Annotated in this window: 16 protein-coding genes; all 16 read right to left on the reverse strand. The window is 35.8% G+C overall.

Annotation, left to right across the window (positions count from 1 at the left end; genetic code table 11):
- Positions 1-400: 400 nt before the first annotated feature.
- On the reverse strand, positions 401-673 hold the full coding sequence (locus tag DYE60_RS04510; protein ID WP_115315448.1) for a hypothetical protein: 273 nt from the start codon (positions 671-673) through the stop codon (positions 401-403).
- 47 nt (positions 674-720) lie between these two features.
- A complete protein-coding gene (locus DYE60_RS04515; protein WP_115315449.1) occupies positions 721-1,011 on the reverse strand; it encodes a hypothetical protein in 291 nt (96 codons plus the stop codon).
- A gap of 485 nt (positions 1,012-1,496) precedes the next feature.
- Positions 1,497-1,625 (reverse strand): G protein, encoded by a 129-nt coding sequence (locus DYE60_RS04520; protein WP_245942676.1) that lies wholly within the window; start codon positions 1,623-1,625, stop codon positions 1,497-1,499.
- Positions 1,622-1,819, reverse strand: a complete 198-nt coding sequence (locus tag DYE60_RS04525) for a hypothetical protein (RefSeq protein WP_115315450.1) — start codon at positions 1,817-1,819, stop codon at positions 1,622-1,624. The genes DYE60_RS04520 and DYE60_RS04525 overlap by 4 nt, the downstream gene beginning before the upstream one ends.
- 140 nt (positions 1,820-1,959) lie before the next feature.
- Positions 1,960-2,106, reverse strand: coding sequence for a hypothetical protein (locus DYE60_RS10195; RefSeq protein WP_172460360.1), 147 nt, complete (start codon positions 2,104-2,106; stop codon positions 1,960-1,962).
- Entirely contained in the window at positions 2,106-2,426 is a 321-nt protein-coding gene (locus tag DYE60_RS04530) for a hypothetical protein (RefSeq protein WP_115315451.1), read from the reverse strand. The genes DYE60_RS10195 and DYE60_RS04530 overlap by 1 nt, the downstream gene beginning before the upstream one ends.
- 689 nt (positions 2,427-3,115) lie before the next feature.
- On the reverse strand, positions 3,116-3,484 hold the full coding sequence (locus tag DYE60_RS04535) for a hypothetical protein (protein ID WP_115315452.1): 369 nt from the start codon (positions 3,482-3,484) through the stop codon (positions 3,116-3,118).
- A 25-nt stretch (positions 3,485-3,509) separates the two neighbouring features.
- A complete protein-coding gene (locus DYE60_RS10200; RefSeq protein ID WP_172460361.1) occupies positions 3,510-3,677 on the reverse strand; it encodes a hypothetical protein in 168 nt (55 codons plus the stop codon).
- A 23-nt stretch (positions 3,678-3,700) separates the two neighbouring features.
- Positions 3,701-9,151, reverse strand: coding sequence for a TipJ family phage tail tip protein (locus tag DYE60_RS10320; RefSeq protein WP_245942677.1), 5,451 nt, complete (start codon positions 9,149-9,151; stop codon positions 3,701-3,703).
- A gap of 11 nt (positions 9,152-9,162) precedes the next feature.
- Positions 9,163-9,780 (reverse strand): tail assembly protein, encoded by a 618-nt coding sequence (locus tag DYE60_RS04550; protein ID WP_115315453.1) that lies wholly within the window; start codon positions 9,778-9,780, stop codon positions 9,163-9,165.
- Complete coding sequence (locus DYE60_RS04555) at positions 9,723-10,487, reverse strand: C40 family peptidase (RefSeq protein ID WP_115315454.1); 765 nt, start codon at positions 10,485-10,487, stop codon at positions 9,723-9,725. Before DYE60_RS04555 ends, DYE60_RS04550 begins: the two co-directional genes overlap by 58 nt.
- Before the next feature lies 1 nt (position 10,488).
- Positions 10,489-11,223 carry a phage minor tail protein L gene (locus tag DYE60_RS04560; protein WP_115315455.1) on the reverse strand — a complete coding sequence of 245 codons (735 nt, stop codon included), beginning with the start codon at positions 11,221-11,223 and terminating at the stop codon, positions 10,489-10,491.
- Positions 11,223-11,555: a phage tail protein gene (locus tag DYE60_RS04565; RefSeq protein WP_115315456.1), complete on the reverse strand. Its 333-nt coding sequence runs from the start codon at positions 11,553-11,555 to the stop codon at positions 11,223-11,225. The genes DYE60_RS04560 and DYE60_RS04565 overlap by 1 nt, the downstream gene beginning before the upstream one ends.
- Positions 11,556-11,558: 3 nt before the next feature.
- On the reverse strand, positions 11,559-14,909 hold the full coding sequence (locus DYE60_RS04570) for a tape measure protein (RefSeq protein WP_115315457.1): 3,351 nt from the start codon (positions 14,907-14,909) through the stop codon (positions 11,559-11,561).
- A 60-nt stretch (positions 14,910-14,969) separates the two neighbouring features.
- The gene (locus tag DYE60_RS04575) at positions 14,970-15,254 is read right to left on the reverse strand and encodes a hypothetical protein (protein ID WP_115315458.1); all 285 of its coding nucleotides are present in this window, start codon (positions 15,252-15,254) and stop codon (positions 14,970-14,972) included.
- A gap of 51 nt (positions 15,255-15,305) precedes the next feature.
- Positions 15,306-16,346, reverse strand: a complete 1,041-nt coding sequence (locus tag DYE60_RS04580) for a BRO-N domain-containing protein (RefSeq protein WP_115315459.1) — start codon at positions 16,344-16,346, stop codon at positions 15,306-15,308.
- Positions 16,347-16,542 lie beyond the last annotated feature (196 nt).

Here is a 16,542-nt window from a genome sequence, read left to right on the forward strand (position 1 = left end):
AAAACTCCATATAATCGACGGTTAAGAATTGCACCAAATGTACAAAAAAAAACAACCGTGCAAGATTCACTTTTAACTATTTTTTAAAAATGTGACGCCTATCAAATTTTATTTTTTGATCTATTTTTAATTCATTATGACGCCTGATCTTTTTCAAGATATATTGCTCTCTGATTATCATATTTATCAAACCAAAACTAAATTGCATCAATAGTAAGAATGATATTTTAAGCATCTATTCCTGTCTGTTCCTTTAGCTACCGTAAGCTCTGTTTTAGTTACTTAGAATTTAATAATTTAGCTGAAACTAAATATTCAAATATCCTAATGAATCCGACATAAAGTTCGCTCATAAAAAAAGCCCAATCCGCTAAGATTGAGCTTTCTAACTATGATCCTGTTATTTAATGATAATGTATTTAACTTTGTCTTTTTCTTCTTGCTCTTTTTTGAGCTGCTCTCTTCTTGCTTCTTCTTGTTTATATTCTATATAAACTTTACATACCTCATAAATGACAAATACGACGAAAATACTCAACCATACAAGAATATATCCCCAACCTTTCCATTCCCATACTTTATCGCTAGCCAATACTCCTAGCATATATAAAAGGATAAAAGGCAAAACGAGACCATAACCAAAGAATTTAACAAACCATATTATGTAATACATATTATTTCCTATTAAAACAATAATGATTATATTCTAATTTTATTCAATTATTTAAATGGATCTTGCCCATTTAATATTCGCCATTTTTCGCTCGAAGTTAAGCTTTTATACGCCGGATCCCGCCATACCTTTATACTATAAACAATAGCAAATAGCGTAATTGCAGCCCCGACAAAAATTCCATAGGGGAACTCTGACGTATTCAACCAAAGAGCCAAATAAACTAATCCAATAATGATAACTGACCCTAATAAAATAAAAGGGTTAATACCAAGCCACTTTAAAAAAAGTGTCATTACAAGAAGAGTAAAAATACCTAGAATTATTGTTGCTATCATTTTATTCTCCTAATATTATAATAATGTCAAAATCGACGTTTTACTGACTGATTTTATACTATCAAAAGTTAATTCTAACCCTTTCTTTTTAATAGTTAATTTAATTTTATTCCAAATCGTATAATTACGAATATTATCTACTCTGATATCTTGCATGCTGAGTTTTTGTTCTTCTTTCTCTTCTATGAAACATCAAAAGATTACGCACTAATTCCCAATCTATTTTCAGTGTTTTCTCTTTTAACCAAGCGGTTATATTTTAATTAAATTTTACAAAAATAAGTTTAACAAATTTTATATTGCTTTTGCTACCATCATTGCTATCTTGAACACACTTTTACTTTGACAATTTGATTTTAATGTTATGAGTGTATATCCAAAAAAACAGCAGTTATACTGTTTTTAAATTCCCTGAGTCATTTAGCACTTTCCCCTGACGATATTTAATACCAGCCCAAGCAGGACGCCCTTCTTTCTCAAAGTTTTCAAGTACTGCATTCCATTGTACCAGCAATAATGCTCATCAACTCTCTACGGTCAGCCGTTTTATCAGCGAGTTTTTTTAATAACGCCGTAACCATATCGGCATTATTTAGCTTTACTTCAATAATCATTCATCGTCCTTTACAGGATAGGCATCTAAAATAGCCATCGTTCTTAAATATTCCGCAAAATTACAAATCATTGAACTACTGTTACTTAAATTCTTTAATAACGCCTCTTTTATTTCGCATTTATGAAATTTACTTAATGCACAAGGGTAGCTTTCTTGTAACCATAATTTATCCTGTTCTAACAATTTTGCCATATAAAACTCCTATTGATTTTAATTTTAAACCTTGTTATATTCCAAACTGCGATTATTAGAAAAGCGGTGATAATCTCCCTGCCGCAGCCTATTTGGGGTCTGCCCAAGTGTCTGAGAGCGTGTGTAAGTGATCGGGAGCCTTACCTAATAATCGCTAATTTTTCTAAAAACTTATCCCATTCTGCTTGACCAATCCCACGAAAAGACAAAATAAAGAACTCGTTTGTATCCTTAATTTCTTTAACAACAGCCATTAATTTTTTATTATCAAATAGTTTTAAGAACACTAAATTTCTTCCATCTCTGAGGATATTATCAGGCTCATAAATAATATCAGGCAATAACGCATAACTATATCCCCATCACGGCTATTTAGCTGCTTAATCAGCGTATCATCACTTAACCAAACCGTTGCCGTTTCGCTGCCAATCAACGCCTTATTTTCAGCACTTAACACACCACTAGCAAACTTAAAATTACGGCTTAAATTTTCACGAACGGTCACCATTTCTTTGGCATTTAACTTCGTTACCCCTAATTTATCTTTTAAGGTTTTAAACTGGCTTTCAACCTGATTAAAAGCCCATTTAAACTCGCTCCCTTTCATCTCCACTTTTGCAAATTGATGGGCTAATTTCTCAGGGTAATCATCTAAATTTAGTTTATAAACTGTGCGTCCAATGCCTTAACCGTACAACGACAATTAAAGTCATTCAGAGGATAGAATTATTGTAACAATTAACTTATTTATAATGAATTTACACCATTACTATCAAAAGAAGATTCAACGATAACTACTGGCAATAAATTTAAACCCGTATCATTAGCCAAAGAAAAAGTTAACGATGAAAAAAGACTTTATGGAGAAGAATTAAACTGGAAATAATCGAAAATATGCTTATTTAAATACCATTCATCTTATGTATCACGAAAATAATATCGTAACTCACAGCACATTTATGACATAAAAAAGATTTTGATAAGAAAAAATTGAAAGATAATTTATTGATTTATAAGATGCTTAAAATGGTACGCCCTATTGGATTCGAACCAATGACCTACGGCTTAGAAGTGCGAACAAATATAAACAGATAAAACAAAAACTTATTTAAAATCAATTTGTTATACTTTTAAATATGTATTTTTATACATGCAAAATACAACCAATTTAGTGATTTTTTAAATAGTTATGTCACGATTCTGTCACAATCACTGTTTAGTTAATTTTTACCATTGTTCATATTTTTAACCCCAAAATATAACTACAACCTAAACGGAGTATAGCCATATCCCTATTTATTTCTCATTGCTTTCTTCCTCCACATCTTTAACTAGCCCGCCACTAAATAAATACGGATCAACATAACCCATATACTGCTCATTTTCAGGTGTTGGTTGATAGTCTTCAGGGATTGCCTGCGTTAAATTCTCATAAAGCCAATTTTCCAGCTCTACGCCTTTTGGCGGTTTATTCTCAATGGTAAACCGTTTCGGTTCTCCGATTGGGTGTTTGCCTTTTTGTTTAGCTTTCAGCGAGAAATAACTGGTCACCGTTGCGGTGGTTAAGTTATTTGCTAGATCAATACCAATATAAGTGACTTCGTGGTAGTTAACATCAGCACCTGTTGTGATGTCTTCAATAGTTTTTTCGATATATTTTGTCATTTTTGACTCCTTGTTTAGTTTAGATTTAATTATGTCCACCAGAACCAATACAGTTTTTACTTGGCATTTGTTCTTGTGGAGCGAGTTGATAACAGAAAACAGGTTTAGTTGTATAATCTAGTTTTGTGTTGCTGTTTGTTGAACAAGCTGTTAAGACAGTTGCTAAAATTGAGACTAAAAGTACTTTTTTCATGTCTTTCTCCTTATGATAAAAAATTAACAAATTGCAATACCAACAACACGAGCTTTAAAATTGCAATAAGTTGTTGGAATATGTAGCGTAACCTGCAGTGATGTATTTCGTGGTATAGGTATAGCCCCTGATAAATGTAAAGTTGTTTTACCTCCTGTGTGAATTGAATCTTGATCCCTAATCGAATCCCCTCTGTTACTTTTTAATACTGCATCAATATTAAAAGAGCTACCAGAACCAGATGCGCCGTGAGCCCAAAATTTAATATTAGAACCAGGAATAATTAGTACTCTATTTTTTGCAAATGGTGGAATTGTAATTGTTTGATTATGTCGTTCCCATGTATAAACTTTTGCAACATCATCAATTAAATTTTTTGCATAAACATTACCACTAAATGTTCCTGTAACACCTTCAATTGTACCACCTTTTATTGTACCACCTTTTATTGTCCCCCCAGTGATCGTTGCCCCCTCAATTCTGCCTCGAAAAACGCCACTATTTGCGGTTAAATTTCCTTGATTATCGACAATAAAACGATTATTCACATTAACAGAACCACCTTGAATATTTGGTGCTGTGATGGTCTGATTCGCCTTTATATGTTTACCCATTATCATTCCATCAGCAATTAAATCTCCACTAACAGCAACTTTTCCTGACACAATAGAAAATAGGTTTTTAACCGTTCCATCATTAGCACTCGACACCACGCCTACTTTATCCGCCATTAAAATAATAGAACTTTCTGCTGTTCTCTCATTAGCCATTGCACCTACTGAGATACCTGCAACGGCTATTCTACCGCCTGCAATGGCTTGCGTTTTAATTGTATGTGTGGATTCTGCTTGGGAATCAGTAATGTTATCTTCTTCCCAAATAACAGAATAAATTGATCCTCCATCTGTTTTTTCTGGGTTTTCTAACACCACAACATTAGGCTGATTGCGGTTAATATCTGAATTGACTTTGATTGAGTACCATTTATCCTCGTTATTCTTACCCCTAAACCCAATCGCTTTTTCAACGCCATTTAGTTTAACGTGTAAGCCACCTTCTACATCAGTAGCACGAAATTTAATGTAAACAACAGGGGCATTACTTGGTGGGAACTCACAAGAAATAGACTTACCGTAAAAACTTGTACCGTTCGCCCAATCATAACGCTTAGGCTTAGTGTTTAACCTTGCTGTTAACGTCGTAATCTGACTTGCTGTCGATTGCTGATTCGTGGCAACTGTCTGCGAAAGTGTTCTAATACTACCTTCAGCACTACCTAAGCGAGATTTAGCGGTGTTAATTTCATTAGTTAAACTCTGGTTTTTAGTTGCTTGGGTTTCTTGGAAACGAGATAAATTGGCTGAAATAGTGCTTATTTTTCTATCTAGATCTTCAGGAGCAGGACTCCAATCGCTCATTACATTCCCAACTTCAAGTTTAGGATTTCCAATATATGCTTTGCCATTGATATTTCTTATCTGAATATAAACATCGTTGATTTCAGATATCGGTTTATCATATTCAAGCGTAGTACTAAATCTTCCTTTTAATTTTGATAAATTGTTTTTCGAAGTTGCTAAAAATCTAGCTAAATAACTATGTGTTCCATCTACAAAGTTTACTTTTGCGGTTACAATCACTCGTGAATTTTGCTCTGGATAAGAAACATTCTCACAATTAAAATCTGCAGAAATTGTATATACTTTAGCATCAAGAGGTAAGTCACTACTAAAATGTAACCTGTGGAAATAATCAGCTATTCCATTACTATTATCTAAACTAACATTACTATTTAAAATATAATTTCTACCTCCGACTTTAACATTATCAACCTTAGCCGTCAGTGTCGTTAACTGGCTGGCTGTAGTCTGTTGACTATTCGTTACTGTTTGAGATAACGCTCTAATATTGCTTTCCGCATTTCCCAAACGCGATTTTGCTGTATTGATCTCGGTTGTTAATACTCTGTCTCTGTTGGCTTGAGTCTCTTTAAATTGAGATAATTCAGCCTTTATATTACTTGATTCATTTTGGAGCTTAGAACTACCGATAGAATAAGGAACCTCAGGAGAATTAAGATCTACAACCTCACATATCATTGGTCTTGTGAAGAACTGATAAGCAACATTATCATCTGTTTTTTCACCAATCCAAATCGCTAGACCAATCGTATCAACCTCTGAATCTTGTGCAATATGTACGTTAATAACATGTCGTGTCAGTGTATTCAGCGTGGTTGTATTCGGGTTATAGGCACTTGCTATTCTAATAATTTTTTGTGATGTTTTTTCACTGTGCCAATTACCATTAACGAGCGGTCTATAATAAATATGCGTTTTATTACAGTTTTGCGTTGCTTGTTGCACATAGCAAGAAAGCTGATATGTTTTACCTTTTTCAACAGGAATACGATATATTTCGATTGCTCGTCCTTTGCCTGTAGGGGATCTTGCTCCTTTTCTTTCCACAAAAGCAATATTCATTCCTTCGACGGTTCTCATTGGAGATAAGTTAATCCCTGTTCTAATGTCTGAGCGATTATAATTTGGGATCAGCAATTCACTAAACCCATTCACAAACTCACTATCAGGAATTAAGTTAGCCCCAAAGACAGAACTATCAACTTTGGCTGTTAAAGTTGTCAACTGGCTAACGGTCGATTGCTGATTAGTAGCAACTGTCTGTGAAAGCGTGCTTAATCCAGCTTTATTTTTCTCAACTTGACTAACTAAATTCGCCCTTGCTTGTGCCTCTACTTTATCGCCGTTAATGCGTGCTTGGCGTTCTTGTTCTAAGCCTGCTACAAGATTATTTTTAGCCACTGTTAAGCGTGATAGTTGTTGGGATTGATCATTTGTTGCAGTTTCAACTGCCGTGATTTTTGTCCCTAGTTTTTTCGCTTCTTCAACTAATTTTTTCTCTTGCTCCCTCGCCTGAACAATTAACGCCTGCTGTCGCTTCGTTGCTTCATCTGCAATTTTAGCGGTCAGATTTTTGTTGGATTTTGCAACTTTTTTATCAACTTCCTCAACCGAATCACGCAATTCATCAAGCTCAAACACTTCACGAACTTTCTGTAACTCGGTATCTGTCGCTAATGCTGTCTCTGCTTTTAAGCCCGCTCTTTTGTAAAATTCTCCCTTGTTAATTCCACGAATATGACGTAGCCAGTAATAGCGGATCACGTTGGCATTGATATTGTGTGTATAAGTTTGTGCTTGGACTTTAGCAACTTTTTTCGCTGTTTTAATGTCATCCGTCTCAGAGACAAAAATCTCTGTTTGTGTTGCTTCATCAACATAATCCCAGCTGATAACTACACCTTTAAAACCGCTAATTAAATGTACACCCGATGGTCTTGGCGGATTATCGACAACAAAGGATTTTGAGCTTTCTTTTAATAGCTGTCCATTACTGTTTTTAGCATAGATAACCACCAAATAATCCCCATTTGGTAAAAAACTAAGATTTAATTCAGGAGATTTAAGTCCCTTTCTAAAATCATATAAATTACCGTCTTTGAGAATTTTAATATCATAAAATAATTCTATCCCTACTGATGAAACATCAGCCTCAATAGTTGTTTCACCTTCAACAGAGTTAATCTCAATATGTGATATATTTGGCGTTTTGTGTGTGGTATGTGAATATGATGAAAAACTCGCACCTCCATCAACTATTGCCTCTTTTTGAGGCTCATGTTGTAAGGCGGTTATTGTATAACTTCCATCTTCTCCCTCTGCTATCCCTAAGGCTCGAAAAAGTTGAGTTTGCACAGTTTGGGTATGTAACGCCCACACTCCATTTTCCTCAAGACCAACTGGGGCGGTTTCTAAATGTATGATATGATCATTCTCACTATCAACACTTAAAACTTTAAGACGTTGTAATACTGGATTTTCACTGCCGTAGTCAACATAGCTAATATAACTTTCTCCGACAAGTTCCACAGCTCTATCTAGAGTTACTGTTCGATCTTTAATAGCAACTACACGCCCACCTAAATTTAAGTTTGCATAACTGTTATCTGCAACTTCAATAATATCACCGGGCAAATGTCTTAACCCCTCACGCCCGACCGAGAAAGTAATAGTACATTGCTCTAAGCGAGATGTTTCTAAGATCCATTTACCATATCTTCGAGCTTGCCCACGACTTGTACACGCAAAAGCAACAATCTTTTTAACGTTGTAACCATAACGGGCTATCATTAAATCATCTGCTATATACTCAATTGTTTTTTGGTATCTATTTCTAGCATCCACATATTCTACTTCTACAGCCGTATAAATAGCTTTAAGTGGAACATATCGACGGCTAAATTTACCATTCACCACGTTAGCTTGCGTGTACGCACAAACTGGATCTGTCGCTCGGTCTTGGGTAGCCATTAGTTGCGTACCATTCCACGCTACTATTGCTCTAAATACCGAAGCCATATCAGCGAGAACTGAATAAGCATCTCTTTGTGATGTAAGCCACAAGTTAGCTGTCATTCTTGGTTCTTTACCACCGTAACCATCATCTACAAGCTGGTCACAGTATTGAGCGATTTGGTAAAGTTGGAATTTATCAACCCCATATTCGCCTAATCTTTCACCTAACCCAACTAATTTATTAGTTATTAAGTCATAAAAGATCCACGCAGGGTTATTTGTCCAATCAAGCTTAAAATCACCTTTCCATAATCCTCCTTCATACGTTCTTGTATAGGGATTATAGTTTGCAGGAATTTTTACTAACCGCCCTTGCAATAAAAAATTAACATTTGGAAAATGTGGATTATAACGAGAGTCGGTTTTTATCCCCACAATCGCCATATTTGGATACGATAGCTTTGTATCAATGATTTCTGTATAGCTAGACCAAAAAGTCGTATTTTGCAAACGTTGGCTATTACTATCTTCTGTAATTCTTTTAACTGTGATACTAAAAGGACGCTCTGGTAAATTAGTAAGAATGTAACTACGTGCAAAATGCGATGAGGATTTGCCGCTAATTGTAAATGTTGAATAGTCAGTGTCGTTAATTAAAACCTGAAAAGTAACATCCGTGCCGTTTGTATCACCCTCATCATTTTGTTCAAATAAAGCATTTACGCCCATTGTAAGACGAACACGAGTAATATCTTTGTCTATTACTGTGCGAGTAATTGGATGATCTTTTTTTACTTCTACGCCAACACTAACTTCTCGCTCTGAGCATTCAAATCCTTCTAAAGGTAACTGATCTTGTGTACCTAAATTGTACTGAATTTCAGTATTTTTAAAGTTAAAACTTGCTTCATCATTATCATCAACTCCCTCTTCTTTCTGAATTGGAGTATTGTCAAAATAAGTGCTTTTCCATTTGTTTACTGGACCTTTAATTGGTCCTAAAGAAATTAGTCCGATAGCTCTTAATCTTTGAGATGATTTAAGAGAATCTGGAGCTTCATAGGGAGTATGACCTCCACCACCACTTTGTCCACCCATAATTTACTTCCTTAAATTTGCTCATCAACGGTTTCAACACCTTGAGAGATCAAAACTAAACTTGTCATCATTGTGCCGTATAACAAGGGGATCGGTCTCCCTTGAGGGGTTATATTTTTAAGATTAGAAAAAGAAGTACTTTTCTGTTTTTCTGAATCATGAAATTCTGTTCCCATTTCAGGCGGTTTGGTTAACAATGAAACCGCTCCGCTCATAATCATTGAGACCCCCATTGTAAATGCCATTGTCGCACCCGCAAATTGTGATGCTCCTAAATAACTCCAACCTGCAGCACCTCCTGCATACCAAGACGCCGCAACAAGAATTACACCCACAACAATATTAAAAATACCGCCATTTTTACCAGCCCCTGCAACAACAGGGGTAAAATGAATAGTCCCATTATCATTAAGTTTTATAGCACTTGGATCTGTCTCTATTTGCTTTTGCGTGAGGTACTTATTTTTACCGATTCGTACTTTGTAAAACCCGTTAGATAATTTCTGTCTTAATCCTGGTATTTGGGTAAGCAACCCGCTCATTAGTTCTGAAAAGCTATCGACACAAAGCTCTAATGTTTTGTTATCTGTAAATCGTTTAAGATCGCCGTAAAATTTAATTTTTGCCATTCTCTATATCTCCAAATACTGTGAGTACAATCCAACCAAAAACCATCATAAGGCACTCGTGCAGATAATCGCCCCTCACTGTGATGAAGCATTAGCTGATTACCTAGATAAATTCCTGCGTGATTTGGTACATCCGCACCAATTTGAACCATTACAATATCCCCCAACTGTGGAGTTTCATTATGTGCTAGTTTTTCACACCCAAATCTAATGAGGTTTTCTTCATATAAATTACTTGTTTCAAACCAATTAAACTCATACTTAACATCATCAGGAACATCAATGCCTGCTAACATATAACTGTCTAATAGAATATTTCTACAGTCTTGTTTATTGTTTTCAAACTGACGACCGAGTAATGGGGCTATATTTCTGAACTGTTTAATTTCTCCACCCACAACTAACCAAAAATCTAATTGCATTCGTAATTGACACTCTCTGTCTGCCGTTGATAGATAAGGTAACCCTTTTTCTTCCTCAATATCTGGATGAGAATGAACAAAAGCAATTATTTCTCCTTTCTGTTCGGCTTCAATTAAATCTTCTGAAGCGATTTCAAAAAAATTCATTGGATCATCTGCGATATTTTCACATCGTAAATATCGCATTTCTTTCCCTTCAGAAACGATGAAGCCACAACTTTCTTGTGGCTTACATTGTTCTGCGTGGTCTAGTATTTTTTTCTTAATTTCATTAGGTATTTTCATTTTAATTACCATATTGTGTTGTCGATGGAAAACCACCAAAAGGCAATGCTACATCATTTCCAAATCTTAATTTACACCCTTGAATACAATGACTACAACGATCTTTTTTGAGGTCTGTTGTTGGTCTATCGTATTCGTCTGCGACTGCCTCTCCTGTATAGCCACATTGGGCAGAACGATACTGCCAAATACAAACATCGGAAGTAATCATTAAGAGTGGTATTCGAGCATTATCAGTTTCAGCGGGCAATGAGAGTTCAAAACTTGCTATTTCATCATTTAAACTTTTTAATTGCTCAACAATATAATAGCTTGGTGTCCCCGCAAAAGGATCTGCGTTCACATTCCCTTCTGGAAAATTAACAGCATCTAGAAATTGAGCATACACTTGATGGCGTGTTACTTTCGCTCCAACTCCCTGTCCAAATTCCGAAACAATCGCGGTCACAATTCCATAGAGATTTGACATCACAAGAGAGGGGCGATTACTAGGACCTTGTCCTGATACTTCAAATCCTTCAGCTTGAATTGGATAAGCCTGATACTCATTGCCTTGCCAAACTAGATTTTTATGCCCTTGTGAAAGCCCATTATGAAATCTTAGTAACTCCCCTTTTTTGGTTGGATCTAAACTACTATAAATATGTCTCAAATCGATCTCCCAAAGTTCAATCAAGGCATTTTGCTCAAACTTGGGTAATTCTTTTAACATCTTTTCAGGTACTTGCTTTGGCATTAAAGCACCTCCTCAAACTCACAAGCAAAATCAGAATACCTTAATTTCGCTGTTTCTGACCACTTAGGGCAAACTACTTTAATAAGCTTACTTTGTGATCTTTCTTGAAAATAAAACGCTTTAACCCCTCCGTGTTTCGCTAAGAAATCCTCAAAGCTCTCTTTTTTCTTACTTGGGACTTTAAACGTTAATGAAAACTTTCTTAGCAACGGATTTAACCCGTCAGCAATCCTTTGTTGATAGCCATCTCCGAATTGTATCGCTTTTCGCTTTGGTTCATTACTTACCGAATAACCTGGCTTAGGACAAAATGGAAACTTTTCAATCTCCATAAATTACCTCCTATTATATTGTCCACCACTTCGTACAAACCCATTTACTAACGCATTGTGAGTTTCTTCGCGGGCGATTTGCTTCATTAACTCGACTGTAACCTTAATATTGTTACCATCTCGCTCTGTTTTAACTGCTGCTTCAGTTGGTTCACCATTATTGATAACTTTTACCGTTACATTTGGTGATGATGGTTTTAACCTGTATTTTGGTGTTGGAAGATTAGGGACTCCTACACCGCCACCATTGGCAAACCCACGTCTTGGAACACCGTAATTCAACTGATCTAAAAAGCCACGACCTAATCTAGATGTGGCTTCTTTTGTGATAACGTATTCCCCTTTGTGGACAACACCTGCTGGCGTATATTTTCCACCGTCTCCTGTGTAACCACCTGTTGCAAAACTAGCTTGAACTGATTGTATCGTTGAGATTATCCTTGCTGTTTGACTTGCCGCCTTAGCATATTCGACCATATTTTGGGGAAATGGTAGTTTTGCAGCCTCAGAAAGTGCCAATCCTGCATTAACAGAAGCTTCTGCAATCGCAAATCCCTTTGATATAGCAAACATAGCTTTATAGGCTTTGGATTGCTTGCCCGCAGCATCACCCATTACCCCAGCCATTGTATCAAAAGCAGAAGACATTAAAGATGCAGATTGAGAATACGCCTCCATCTCTCTTTTCTGTTTCTCTGTTTCATATTTCTCAATTATTTCTTGTCTGCGTTTTTGATACTCTTCTTCTGAAATCAGCTTCTGCTCATTAACCTCTTGTTGCCTATTTAACTCATCAAGCATTGCAAGTTCTTGAGCTTGTTGATTATCTAGATCTTGATTAGGTTTGTTAGCCCCTAAGTATTGAGAAACAGGATCGACAGTACTTTGAGAAACTTCTTGAGCATAATTAAATTGTGCTTGAAATCCCGCTTTTGTTGCCTCGCCTGCCGTTAGTTGACCCGCTTTCTGTAGCTCTCGAATTGTGTTTAACTCTTCTTCAAGATGCATTTTTGCTTGTTTCTTAGGCGAGTATTTGTTTGCTAATTCTTGTTTTTGTTTGTAAAAACGTTTTTCTATTGCTATCTTAGCAATTACAGCATCTTGATGGGAAACAACACCTTTTTTAATAAACTCATTTAATTTATTAAAAGCTTTTTCCTCTTCCTTCTCTATCGCTTGAAGACTGGATCTATTCTGAGAAAGTAAATCATCATAGAACGTACCCCAGCTTTTACGGTAATCTTCACCTGTATCTTTTAGCGACATCTCAATAGTCTGTGTTTGTTGATCTGTTTCAAACAACTTACCAATCTTATTCCCCATATCAAGCATTGTATTAAGTTGCTCGCTAGATAGTTTTATTGCCTCTGCTGCAGATTTCGCTGCCACCACATCCCCATTTGCAATCGCATTCAGAACTTTTGAATATTCAGCCCCTTTCACTCCTAATGTTTCATACAAGCCAGCTAATACATAAGAAGCCTTAGCGTGTCCTTTATTTTTCAACTCTAATACTTCTAATTTAGCTCGTAAACTATTCGATTTTTCCATTAAGTTTTGTTGAGCTTTAGTAAAGTCAATCGTTGCTATCTTCGCCCCATCTGTTTCTTTTTTAACTTCTTTTGTCCGTTTGGCTACTGAATTTAAAGTATTCGATACCGTTTCAGAATCCACCCCTAGAAGTTCCAATTGACTACGAATTTCATCAAAACTTTTTCCAGAATTTTTCATCTTCTGGACTAACGGCTCAAGCATTTTGCTTAACACTTGTTTTGCTTTTTCTGCATTTTCTTTGATTGTCTGAATTTCAAGTTTTAACTTCTCCATTTCTTGTTCATCAGTATTGCCCATGACAGTAAAACCTTCAAAATCCGTACTAATTTGTGAGGTCAGTAATCCACCTCTAGCTTTTCCGACTTCATCATTAAGTCTTTCAATTTCTTTTAACTGCTCAGTAACTCGTAACGATAAAGCAGCAACACTCAAATCTTCATAACTTTCTGTCAATTGCTGATTTGCTCTTGTAGTATCTAATGCCCAATTTCTTGCCTTTTCTGCCTGACTTGAAAAATACCACAAAGCACCTCCTGCCAACATAACAACACCTGCAGGACCACCTAATAAACCCATCACAGCATTTAAGCCACGAGTTGCAACGTTCAACAATCTATTTACTGTCAATAAATTACGCTTTGCAGCAGCCTCTGCATTAACTAATCCAATAATTTCAGCTGTCTGTATTTTTATTTTTTTACGAAGCGTTGCTTTTTTCTTATTTGATCTTGTGAGTTCTAAATTAGTTTTTAATTTAGCCAAATTTGCTTCTGCAGCAACTCTTGTTGCAGTTGCCTGCTCATAAATAGCCTGAGCTTCTTTTTTATGGGCTATAGCACTTTTAGCACTGTTAATACTACTAGTTAATAACAAACCAGAATATTTACCTAATTGACCAATTGCTAAAACACCACCAAAAATTACTGCAGCCTTAATTGCCTCTTCTAGGTTAGCCGCAACAAGCTCTATATTTTCGGCTAAGAAATCAGTCACTCCAATACTTTCATTAAATGATCCGATTGTTTTTACAAATGATGTTTCTAAGTTGGTAAATGCTTGAGAAACCGTTTTGATACGCTTACTGAAATCAGTATCGACACTATCCTTTACTTTCTCTAATGCAGGAATAACAACATCCATTGTTAGCTTACCTGCTTTTGCCATTTCTCGCAATTCGCCCCTAGTAACACCTAATCCTTTTGCAATTGCATCTAAAATAGCAGGGGTCTGATCACTTAATGAATTAAATTCTTCACCACGTAATACACCACTTGCTAATGCTTGTCCAAACTGCATAAGTGCTGCTTGAGCAGAGGCAGCACTTGCTCCTGACATTGCAACCGCTTTATTGATCGTTTCTGTAATACTTGCTACTCGCTCTTGGCTTAAATGTAGTGTTTCTGCATTTTGTGATAAGCGTTGATAAATTTGTGCCGTTGTGTCTAATTCTTGATTTGTTCTCAATGCAATTTCAAAAACGGAATTTGTCGCTGCAGTAAGTGCAGTACTTCCATTTGTGACTAACCGTAATTTATTGATCACTTCGGTATTTGCATCTGCATATCTAAGGGTCGTCTGAATTCCCCTTGATAGTGTAGATAACATATCTTTTCCCAAAAGTAAGTTAGTGACCTTGCTAGATTTATTTAATGATGTCATTGCCGCATCTATATTATTTAAATACTTTTGTGTTCTTCTAGAAAAAGTTTGAGCTCGTTGCTCAGCTTTAGTTAATGCGTTTTGAAATTTGATCTGATCGAGCGTAAGCTGAATATTTAAAGATCCTAATGAACCTGGCATAAAATTCTCCCATAAAAAAAGCCCAATCCGTTAAGATTGGGCTTTCTAACTATAATTCTGTTATTTAATGATAATGTACTTCGTTTTTTTCCCTTTTTTTTCTTCCTTCTTTAAGGCTTCTTTCTTTGCTTCTTCTTGCTTATATTCTATATAAGCTTTACATACCTCATAAATGGCAAATACGACGAAAATACCCAACCATACCAGAATATATCCCCAGCCTTCCCATTCCCATACTTTATCACTAGCTAATACTCCTAGCATACATAAAAGGATAAAAGGTACACTCACAATGATTACATAAATTTTAATAAGCCAAACAAAAGATTCTAAGATGTCTTTCATATTTTCCCATCCTTATAAATAAGCGGTTATATTTTAATTAAATTTTACACATTAAAAATTACAAGGCAATCTCGGTCTAACCTGATTTGAGAAATCGTCTAGCCAGTAGTTGAACTCGTGGCTTAGGTCATACGCTGTTGCTGCAATATCATTTTTTATACCTGAAAAGCGTGTTATTCCTAATGCGTCAAACAATTCTCTATGTACTTGCTCTGTACTTTGAGCGAATAGTCTGGACTTGTTGATATACTGCACCACTGCTTTTGCGGTATCTCTGTCTATTGTCACCGTTTCATTTTGGTCTAGCTTTTTCACTTCATTGTTAAAGTAAGCTCGAGCTTTTTTCATTGTACATTTTAATGGCATCCCAAAATTATGTAAGAAATGTCCGCCAAGTGTTTCATTGATTGCGTTATACATTCCTGTGTCTATCGCTTTTTGTCGCATTTCCTGTGCTTCGTTGCAGAAATGATACATCTTAGCTAACAGTTGCAAGGTATCTTCATCACATTTGTTTTCTTGTACCATATATCTTGGGTCGGTGATTAACTCCCCTTCCAAGCAGATTTTATGTACATACTCTACGGCTTGGGGTAATTGTTCTGATGAAAGTTCATCAATATGCTGAACATTGAAACGTTGATTTACAAAATTATAAGCGTCTGAGTAAAGTAACCCTTTTTTACTCACGAGCATACTCACTGCTTGTCTTAATCCTGTGCGTTCATCTACTGTGGTTTTTCTTTCTGCTTGTTGCTGATTTGCGATTTCTTTTTCAATTAAATCTAAGATCCACTTTCTGCATTCTTTGGCTACTTTTGTACGAGCAAACATTGCAATTAAATGGCAACCTCGTAAACTGAAAATTCTTGTTGAAGTCTGTAAATTAGTACTTCTTTTCGAGACGGTCAATTTGACCGTGTCGGTCATATCACTTGTAAACTCATCAGAATTACGATTATAAATTTTAGTTACAGAATCAACATTTGCGTACTCTAACATTGTAGCTAAATCGCTAGAAGTAAAATAAGTTTGTCCGTTGTGAATTACTGGATTAAGAGTTGTAGTTTTGAAAGTTAATTGATTAGACATAATAATCTCCTGTTGTTTTTTCGAAAATTCACCCTAGATAGTAGGGTTGCCAAGAGGTTCGAAAACCGCAACAAGTCCGGCTGGGATTATTTCTCTTACGAGTATTATATTCTCCGCCCTCTCGGCATAGATTTTAATTTTTTACCTTTTTATATCTAAATAAATTCTAAGGCACTACTTTTAGTAAATTTTGGAT

The organism is Phocoenobacter uteri (assembly GCF_900454895.1).
Taxonomy (GTDB): Bacteria; Pseudomonadota; Gammaproteobacteria; order Enterobacterales; family Pasteurellaceae; genus Phocoenobacter; species Phocoenobacter uteri.

Coding starts and splice junctions, on each gene's coding strand:
- DYE60_RS04510 (WP_115315448.1), bottom strand. CDS start 673: ATGTATTACATAATATGGTTTGTTAAATTCTTTGGTTATGGTCTCGTT.
- DYE60_RS04515 (WP_115315449.1), bottom strand. CDS start 1,011: ATGATAGCAACAATAATTCTAGGTATTTTTACTCTTCTTGTAATGACA.
- DYE60_RS04520 (WP_245942676.1), bottom strand. CDS start 1,625: ATGATTATTGAAGTAAAGCTAAATAATGCCGATATGGTTACGGCGTTA.
- DYE60_RS04525 (WP_115315450.1), bottom strand. CDS start 1,819: ATGGCAAAATTGTTAGAACAGGATAAATTATGGTTACAAGAAAGCTAC.
- DYE60_RS04530 (WP_115315451.1), bottom strand. CDS start 2,426: ATGAAAGGGAGCGAGTTTAAATGGGCTTTTAATCAGGTTGAAAGCCAG.
- DYE60_RS04535 (WP_115315452.1), bottom strand. CDS start 3,484: ATGACAAAATATATCGAAAAAACTATTGAAGACATCACAACAGGTGCT.
- DYE60_RS10200 (WP_172460361.1), bottom strand. CDS start 3,677: ATGAAAAAAGTACTTTTAGTCTCAATTTTAGCAACTGTCTTAACAGCT.
- DYE60_RS10320 (WP_245942677.1), bottom strand. CDS start 9,151: ATGGGTGGACAAAGTGGTGGTGGAGGTCATACTCCCTATGAAGCTCCA.
- DYE60_RS04550 (WP_115315453.1), bottom strand. CDS start 9,780: ATGGCAAAAATTAAATTTTACGGCGATCTTAAACGATTTACAGATAAC.
- DYE60_RS04555 (WP_115315454.1), bottom strand. CDS start 10,487: ATGAAAATACCTAATGAAATTAAGAAAAAAATACTAGACCACGCAGAA.
- DYE60_RS04560 (WP_115315455.1), bottom strand. CDS start 11,223: ATGCCAAAGCAAGTACCTGAAAAGATGTTAAAAGAATTACCCAAGTTT.
- DYE60_RS04565 (WP_115315456.1), bottom strand. CDS start 11,555: ATGGAGATTGAAAAGTTTCCATTTTGTCCTAAGCCAGGTTATTCGGTA.
- DYE60_RS04570 (WP_115315457.1), bottom strand. CDS start 14,909: ATGCCAGGTTCATTAGGATCTTTAAATATTCAGCTTACGCTCGATCAG.
- DYE60_RS04575 (WP_115315458.1), bottom strand. CDS start 15,254: ATGAAAGACATCTTAGAATCTTTTGTTTGGCTTATTAAAATTTATGTA.
- DYE60_RS04580 (WP_115315459.1), bottom strand. CDS start 16,346: ATGTCTAATCAATTAACTTTCAAAACTACAACTCTTAATCCAGTAATT.